1 protein-coding gene is annotated in these 405 nt (G+C 38.0%); it reads left to right on the top strand.

The genetic code is table 11. The features are described 5' to 3' along the window. On the top strand, nucleotides 1-375 hold a 375-nt coding region (locus D0T87_RS23795; protein ID WP_163178661.1), incomplete at its 5' end, for a hypothetical protein. Nucleotides 376-405 lie beyond the last annotated feature (30 nt).

The following is a 405-nucleotide window of genomic DNA, read 5'->3' as shown; positions in this document are numbered from 1 at the left end:
GTAGCCGGGAAGCATCTGCTCTATGCCAAAGAAATGATGATGTTACCGGCAGGAAGCGAGATCAGTTGCAGTGCATTTGATAAATCTAAATTTGTCATATTGGATTGTACCGTACTTCGTACCCAAAGGAATGTTTCCTATATGGAAGAATTAAAAGAGGTTGCATTTGTATATGAGCCGGAAAAAACGGTCTTTCCTATTTGTATTAAACTGGAAAAGGTGTTAAACGGCTTTTTTGGCTATGCAATGGATGGAAGCTGTTATATTGATGCTTATGATGCTGTTTTTATTTTCCTGCGGTCGTTATATACACCACAGGAACTGGGGGCTTTGTTTGCTCCGATGATACGTGTAGAGTTGAAAGTTGAAAATTGAAAGTTGAAAGTTAAAGGTAAAATACAGTAT

This window comes from Bacteroides sp. 51, from assembly GCF_010500965.1.
GTDB lineage: Bacteria > Bacteroidota > Bacteroidia > Bacteroidales > Bacteroidaceae > Bacteroides.
This window is presented reverse-complemented; position numbering and strand designations above follow the sequence as displayed.